Consider the following 8,092-nt stretch of genomic DNA (forward strand, 5'->3'; position numbering starts at 1 on the left):
TTTTAAAGATTGCGCATTCACGCCCACAAACATCATTGAGAACCATAAGGCTCCAACTGCAATTTTCTTCATAATTTTATTTTATAAGCTTTAAAAATAGAGAAAGTGTTGCGGTAAAGCAACACTTTACTAGTAATTAATTGTACCGATTATAATGGTTGTATTTTATAAACTCCCGTTTTTATATCTACAGTGATCTTATAATTTCCTCCTGAACCATCAAATTTAATGTTTCCATTACTACCTTTAGGACCAAGATACCCGGTATTTCCATCACCATCGATATTACCCCAGTCCAGGTCTCCCCAACTTTGCTGTCCTATGAACTTGAATTCCGAAGCGTCAGGAAGAACAGTTGTATATTCAAATTTTCCGTCACCCAGACTGGTCATTGGAATTGCCGTCCCGGCATTCCATCCGTTAAGTGTTCCTACAATATACAGATTTGCCGGATTCCAGCTGCTGACAGAAGAAGCTGAAACAGTAATGGACTTCTGGGTAGCATCCGCATCAATAACTATTTTATACATTCCCGTAGCTCCTGTAAACTGAATATTTTCAGGGGTAGCCGGTGATAAATTGGTAGACCAGGTTTTGAAATATTTATAGTTATCATTCATTCCTGATACATCCAGGCTATAATTAACGGGATTCCAATCCTGCTGCCCAAGGAATCTGAAAGTTTTCCCACTTTCCAAATAAGTATAAATGGTTGAAAAGTTATCTTTTTTGTATAACAACTGTGCAGATCCTGCATTCCATCCTACCGCAGATGCATCACCTACCAGGTAAAAGGACGGAAATTCCGTCAGGTAAGGCGTCACCGTCATTGCTATGACATTAGAATACAAAGAGATATTTCCAACGGAAGATTTCAGCCTGACCTCAATTTGTGTGGCGGTACCTGGTAAAAAGCCCGCATCCAGCATGATCTTATTAAAATCTCCTACAGTGTACACCGCTGATAAATCCGTTGCGGTGATGTCCACACTTTTCGCGCTTTGGAAATTTGTTCCCGCTTCAGCAAATTCCAAAGAATTAGCCAAAGCTACCTGAATATCAAAAACCGGATTAGTCCAGGTAAATTCAACTGCCTTATCGGCTTCATTATCTTTCAATAATACCAACGTTGTAGCATCTGCTGACAAGGTTGGCTTTGTTCCTTCTCCCAATACAGCCTGGTCCTCATCTTTTTCACAGGAGATCACTAAAAGTCCTATAAAAGCAATTGTTAATATTTTAATTAAGTGTTTCATTTTAATAGTTTTGATTAATATCCTGGATTTTGTACCAGATTAGGATTAGCGACGATATCTTTTGCCGGAATTGGGAAAAGATTTCTATAATTTTCTACAGCTTTACCATCTTTTACATTCCCTTTCCAAGGCCATAAGTAATCTCCCGTAGTAAATCTTCCGTATCTGATCAGGTCTGTTCTTCTTGTCATTTCCCAAGATAATTCTCTTGCTCTTTCATCCAAGATAAAGTCTAAATTTATAGTTGTAACATTCCCACTAGTATTTCCATATGCTCTTTGTCTCAGCTGGTTAACGTAATTAATGGCTGTAGCCATATTTCCGTTTCCTCCTCTAAGGGTAGCCTCAGCATACATCAGATAAATATCCGCGAGACGATACAGCGGAATATCAGCTTCCACCCAATTTTGATCTGCTCCCGGAGTGCCATCACTTTTAATATTTTTAAACTTAATAAATGCATAACCGTCATTAAACAATCCAAGGTCATTAATTTCCAGATTTTGACCGTCAGTATAAAAATTTCCTCTTTTATCAGCTCCATCACTTGGAAATTTGTTCACAAAGGCTTTGGTAGTTCTTAGGCCACCCCAGCCGCCATTAACTCCAAATTGAGAAGCCTGCATTGTTCCTCCGATTGCGGCATGAACCAAATAAGTTGTTCCCCCATTCGTTTGGGTATTAATACCATCAAAATTAACGGTAAAAATTGCTTCAGGATTATTTAAGTTATTATCAGCTAAGAATAAGGATCCATAATTAGGTTTTAATGAATATCCGGCAGCAATAACTTTATTACAGTAGGTTATACAATCATCATTTCTTTGGGTTCCTGTATATACTGCCGCATTAAGATACAATCTGGCTAATAATGACCAGGCAGCTGCTTTATCAGCTCTACCGTAAGCATTTGTTTTAGGGTCTTTTAGTTCGTTAGCACAAGCTAACAGCTCTTGTTCCACAAAACCAAATAAAGCAGATCTATCGATTCTTTGAGGCGGATCTACAGATCCCGGCAGATAATCTTCTTTTACAAATGGTACATTTCCAAACATATCTAATGCATGATAATAAGATTGTGCTCTTAAAAATCTTGCTTCTGCACGCATATATTTGGCTTCAGTTAAATTATCACCTGTTATATTGTTAGACGCCAATTTTTCATCTGTCACGTTCCTTAAGAACTCATTACAAAAAGCAATTTCTGTGTAGATTCTATAATACATTGCGGCAATAAACTCATTGGAAGCATCCCAAGTCATTTTATGTATGGTATGCAGGTTTCCATCATTCCACCCAATTACTGCTTCATCAGTAGATATCACATTTAACGTATACATAAGCCTAGTATATTGTGAAAAGCCACCATTAATTCCACTGATATCGCTATCCGGATAATTACCACCGTCACCACTTACCTGTCCTCCCATAGCAAGCCCTCCATATAATTTTGCTAATGCGCTCGGATAGTTTGCAAAATCTTTAAAAACACTTGCTGAAGTAACATCAGTAATAGGCTCTCTTTCAAGATCCTTAACACAAGATGTTATTGATAACAGACCAGCTACTGATGCTGTTAATATTATATTTTTAATTTTATTTGATTTCTTCATTTTTTTACTGATTAAAATTGAAAGTTGAATCCTAATGAATAAATTCTAGGCATTTGATAATATCCATTATCAATTCCGCCAAATACTTCAGGATCTACACCTGTATATTTTGTAATCACAAAAACATTTTGTGCCATCGCATACACTTTAAGATTACTATTTTTTGTAAGAACATTTCCAAAATTATATCCTACATTCACATTATCCAACCTTAAAAAAGATGCATTTTCTACATATATATCAGAAAAATATCTGTTTGAGTCCTTAAATCCATACTCAGGTGCTGTATAGAAAACATTTTGGAGATATTCATTAGTAGATGCAGATTGTAACGAGCTGTTCGAAGCGGCATTATTATAAACGTAATTGCCTAATACTGCCCTTGCGCTTAAGCTAAAATCCCAATTTTTATAAGACAATTTCGTAGAAAATCCTAAAATAGCATCCGGTGTGGTTGATTTATAATAATACTTATCAGCCGTATCTATTTTACCATCGCCATTTCTGTCAACAAATACTCCATCAAGAGGTTTTCCATTATTATCATATACTTGTTGATAGACCCAGAATGAATTAGGCTCATATCCTACGGCATGTGCCTGAATTGTATTTCCTGCTCCTCCTTCTATTCCTCCAATAGGAATATTGAAGCTTGCATCCGCCCTATCCAGAAGATTTGTAACAATCGGATTATAATGCGTAGCATTAAAGCTAACTTCCCAGGATGTGTTTTCATTTTTTACCGGAACAAGAGTTATACTTCCCTCTATCCCTTCATTCTTCATATTACCAACATTCATCCAGTTTGCATTACTTAGCCCTCCAGCAGGCGTATTCACATATACCAATAAATCTTCGGTATCTTTTCGGAATAAATCAATAGAACCAGTTATCCTGTTTTTGGCGAATCCAAAATCTAATCCGATATTTTTGGTGGTGGTTGTCTCCCAAGTTAAGTTAGGGTTATAATTTGTTGGACGGAACATATAATAAAACTCGTTTCCAAACTCATAATATGCCCCTGGATTACTGCCGTTATAGGAGGCAAAAGCAGGATAATTATTAGGTCTGTTCCCGTCCAATCCAGGAAGTTCCTGTTGTCCTGTTTTTCCCCAGCCGGCTCTTAATTTTAAACTGCTGATAGCCGAGATATTTTTTATAAAGTTTTCTTCATTTAGCTTCCAGGCCACGGATACGCCCGGGAAATTTCCCCATACATTATCTCTGGTACCGTTATAGAATCTTGAAGAACCATCTCTTCTCATGGAACCTGAAATAATATATTTATTAGCAATTGTAAAAATTGCTCTACCGTAGAAGGAAAGTAATGTGTTCCTTGTCTCAAAATTTTCATTGATTTTGATTGGAGCATTTCCTTTATAATTGATAGAACCCGGAATTGAGGTAAAGAAATCCTGGTATGAATAACCTGCTGTAATATCTATTCCCGTATTGATGGCAGAAATATTTTTAGCATAGTTAAAATATGTTTCTAACAACTTATTCTTTTTTTCCATGCTATAGATACTTGAACTTCCCGCATCGTTTACACCAGGTCTGTAAAGCGCACTTATTTTCTTTTGCCCCTCACTTTTAGTATAATCGTATCCGGCATTCACATTAAAATGTAAATCCGGAAGGAAATGAAATTTATAATCCAGCTGAATATTTCCCAATCCTCTTAATACTGATGAAACATCATGAATCCCATTGATCATCCCCAGTGGATTCGAGGTGGCATTCACATTGAATCCGTTTACAGATCCAGGATCCAACCATTCGTAAAACCCACCAAAATTAGAATTGCCGGAATATACTGGTTGAGTAGGGTCAAAATAAGTTGCAGTTTTAATTACACCGCCGTCTACGAATCTGTTATCCGTAAAAGTCCCTTTTGCATTGACATTAACAGTTAAATGATTGTCAAGAAATTTGGGACTCAGATTTAACCCCACTGATGTTCTTTTAAAAGAATTTGTCCTCACAATACCGTTTTGCTCATTATAACCTACTGACAAACGATATGGCAAATTTTTGATCCCTCCTGAAAATGAAACGTTATTATCTGTACCCCAGGCAGTCTGATATATCAAATCTTGCCAGTTTGTATTCGCATTGCCTAATTTAGATTTATACGAATCTGGAGCATAAGTATTAACAAAATTTCTAAATTCATCAGCATTCAATACTCTTACATTTTCCATCTTAGTAGAAAGTGAAGTAACTGTTGAAAAATTCACTTTAAATTTTCCGGCAGTACCTTTCTTTGTTGTAATAAGGATAACACCATTAGTAGCACGGTTACCATAGATTGCTGTAGCAGAAGCATCTTTCAATATGTCAAAGGTCTCTATATCATTAGGGTTTATTAATGATAATGGATCTGAGGCACCATTTACTCCCACAAAATCCTGCGGTACTCCATCAATTACAATTAACGGAGAATTATTTCCATTTAAAGACGCTGTACCCCGTATTCTAATAGCTGTACCTGAACCTGGTGCACCACTATTATTAGTAATCTGTACTCCCGGGGTTTTTCCTTGGATCAATTGCCCTGCAGAAGTGGCCCCTCCATTAAAATCTTTTGCTGTCACTGAAGTAATAGATCCCGTAAGATCCGTTTTCTTCTGCTTCCCATATCCAATTAAAACAACTTCCTCTATTTTTTTCTCTTTCGTAATGGAATCTTGTGTCTGAGCATGGACCATTGTGCCTGCCAGTAAAAATGCAGGCGCAATTTTTAATACCGTTGTAAAATTTTTCACAATATTGCTTTTATATAGTTTCGTTTTTATAATAATGCCGGCCAGAAGCCAGCTTTGCAATTTATAAAAAAATTATAATTATCATAATTTTATTAAAAAATTAAATAAATTTATGTACATTAATTGACAAATTTTAACAAAACATCTGATTTACATTATTTTACAATAAATTATGCAAAACATAATACTGTTTTGAATTAATAAAAAGTTAAACAAATGTTTAACAAAATTTAACATTGCCTTTACAATATCACGCTTCAAAGTGCTATTTACAGCAAACAACCCAAACAACAAAAGCAACAATAGGACATAAATTATTATCTTTGCAGATAAATTTTACTATAAAATGTCAAACAGAAAGATGATTACGGCAGCTTTGCCTTATGCAAACGGACCGGTTCATATAGGACATTTGGCAGGTGTGTATATTCCTGCGGATGTTTACGCCAGATTTCAAAGAAGGCTGGGAAAAGATGTAGCTTTTATCTGTGGTTCTGATGAACACGGCATTCCCATTACCATAAGGGCCAGAAAGGAAGGAGTTACCCCTCAGGATATTGTTGATAAATACCATGAAATCATTAAAAAATCTTTTTCTGATTTAGGAATTTCTTTCGACAAATATTCAAGAACAACTTCTAAAAAACATTACGAAACCAGCCAGGACTTCTTTATGACCCTTTATGAGAAAGGGAAATTTACCGAAGAAGTTTCCGAACAGTATTTTGACGAACAAGCCGGGGAATTCCTGGCAGACAGATATATCGTAGGCACCTGTCCGAATTGTGGAAATGAAAATGCCTATGGTGACCAGTGCGAGAAGTGTGGAACTACCCTTTCACCTTCTGAGCTTATCAATCCGAAATCAATGTTAAGCGGGAATGTTCCTGTTCTTCGGGAAACCAAAAACTGGTATCTTCCGCTAAATGAATATGAAGATTTTTTGAATGAATGGATCATTGAAGGCCATAAGGATGACTGGAAACCTAATGTTTACGGACAAGTAAAATCATGGCTTAATGACGGACTGAAACCTCGTGCCATGACCCGTGACCTGAACTGGGGCGTTCCCGTTCCGCTTCCCAATGCTGAAGGCAAGGTTCTCTACGTCTGGTTTGATGCACCCATCGGGTACATCTCTTTCACAAAAGAATGGGCAGAAAAAAACGGTAAAAACTGGAAAGATTACTGGCAGGGCGAAGGTACCGACCTGGTCCATTTCATCGGTAAGGACAATATCGTTTTCCATTGCATCATTTTCCCTGCTATGATGAAGGCCCACGGTGATTATATCATGCCTGAAAATGTTCCTGCCTTTGAATTTCTGAACCTCGAAAATGATAAAATATCCACTTCAAGGAACTGGGCGGTTTGGGCTCACGAGTATGTTGAAGATTTCCCGGGACAGCAGGATGTTTTAAGATATGCTCTGCTTTCGTCAGCTCCGGAAACAAAGGATAATAATTTCACATGGAAAGATTTCCAGACGAAAAACAATTCTGAGCTGGTAGGAATTTTCGGTAATTTTATCAACAGAGTTGCCGTGCTTATCCATAAATATTATGATGGAGTTGTTCCTCAGGGAGATACGGGCACTCCCGAATTACTGGAAATCAATAAGGCTGCAAAAGAAATTTCAGGATATCTGGAAAAATATGAATTCAGGAATGCTTTATCAGCTTTAATGAACCTGGCCCGTTTCGGCAACCAGTACCTTCAGGTTGAAGAACCATGGAAGACCATCAAGGATCACCCTGAAAAGGCAGCGCATTCGTTATTCGTAGGTGCCCAGATTGCTACGGCCCTGGCACAGCTATGTGAGCCGTTCATGCCTTTCAGCTCTGAAAAGCTCCTAAATATGTTCAACGTACCTGCATTAGGCTGGAATGACCTTGAAACTAAAACCGTATTGATTGAAACAGGCCATAAAATCAATGAAGCCTCCCTTCTCTTCTCAAAAATTGAAGATGATGTGATAGAAGCACAGATCCAAAAACTGGAACAGACCAAACAGAATAATAAAAAAACAAATCCTAACGCCAACCCGATGAAAGAACAGATCACCTTTGATGATTTTGCTAAAATAGATCTAAGAACAGCAACGATCTTAGAAGCTGAAAAGGTAGAAAAAGCTGACAAGCTTTTAAAGCTTACTGTAGACACAGGGGTAGATATAAGAACAGTAGTTTCAGGAATTGCAGAAAGCTTTACTCCGGAAGAGGTGATCGGGAAACAGGTCATGATCCTGCTGAATCTTGCACCGAGAAAGATCAGAGGTATCGAATCCCAGGGAATGCTGCTGTTAACAACAAAAGCTGATGGCAAGCTATCTTTTGTGACACCGGATGATAAGGTAGACAATGGTATTGAGATCGGATAATAAATTTCAGATAAATCAACAAGAGGCTGTCTCAAAAGTAAGATAGCCTTTTTTATATTTTACAAAAAAAGGAAA

The 8,092-nt window shown here is 37.2% G+C and carries 4 protein-coding genes; 1 reads left to right on the top strand and 3 read right to left on the bottom strand.

The features are described 5' to 3' along the window. Positions 1-149: 149 nt before the first annotated feature. From ABMQ40_RS16355 to ABMQ40_RS16365, 3 genes are read right to left on the bottom strand one after another with little or no spacing between them, the layout of a single operon-like run. Positions 150-1,256 (bottom strand): SusE domain-containing protein, encoded by a 1,107-nt coding sequence (locus ABMQ40_RS16355; RefSeq protein WP_370901536.1) that lies wholly within the window; start codon positions 1,254-1,256, stop codon positions 150-152. A 14-nt stretch (positions 1,257-1,270) separates the two neighbouring features. Further along, positions 1,271-2,869, bottom strand: a complete 1,599-nt coding sequence (locus tag ABMQ40_RS16360; protein WP_370901538.1) for a RagB/SusD family nutrient uptake outer membrane protein — start codon at positions 2,867-2,869, stop codon at positions 1,271-1,273. Positions 2,870-2,880: 11 nt separating this feature from the next. Then, positions 2,881-5,637, bottom strand: a complete 2,757-nt coding sequence (locus ABMQ40_RS16365; protein WP_370901540.1) for a SusC/RagA family TonB-linked outer membrane protein — start codon at positions 5,635-5,637, stop codon at positions 2,881-2,883. A gap of 346 nt (positions 5,638-5,983) precedes the next feature. Here ABMQ40_RS16365 and metG point away from each other — a divergent pair, with 346 nt between their 5' ends. Beyond that, a complete protein-coding gene (gene metG, locus ABMQ40_RS16370; protein ID WP_370901542.1) occupies positions 5,984-8,017 on the top strand; it encodes a methionine--tRNA ligase in 2,034 nt (677 codons plus the stop codon). Positions 8,018-8,092 lie beyond the last annotated feature (75 nt).

It is taken from the genome of Chryseobacterium gossypii (genome assembly GCF_041361455.1).
Classification (GTDB): domain Bacteria; phylum Bacteroidota; class Bacteroidia; order Flavobacteriales; family Weeksellaceae; genus Chryseobacterium; species Chryseobacterium gossypii.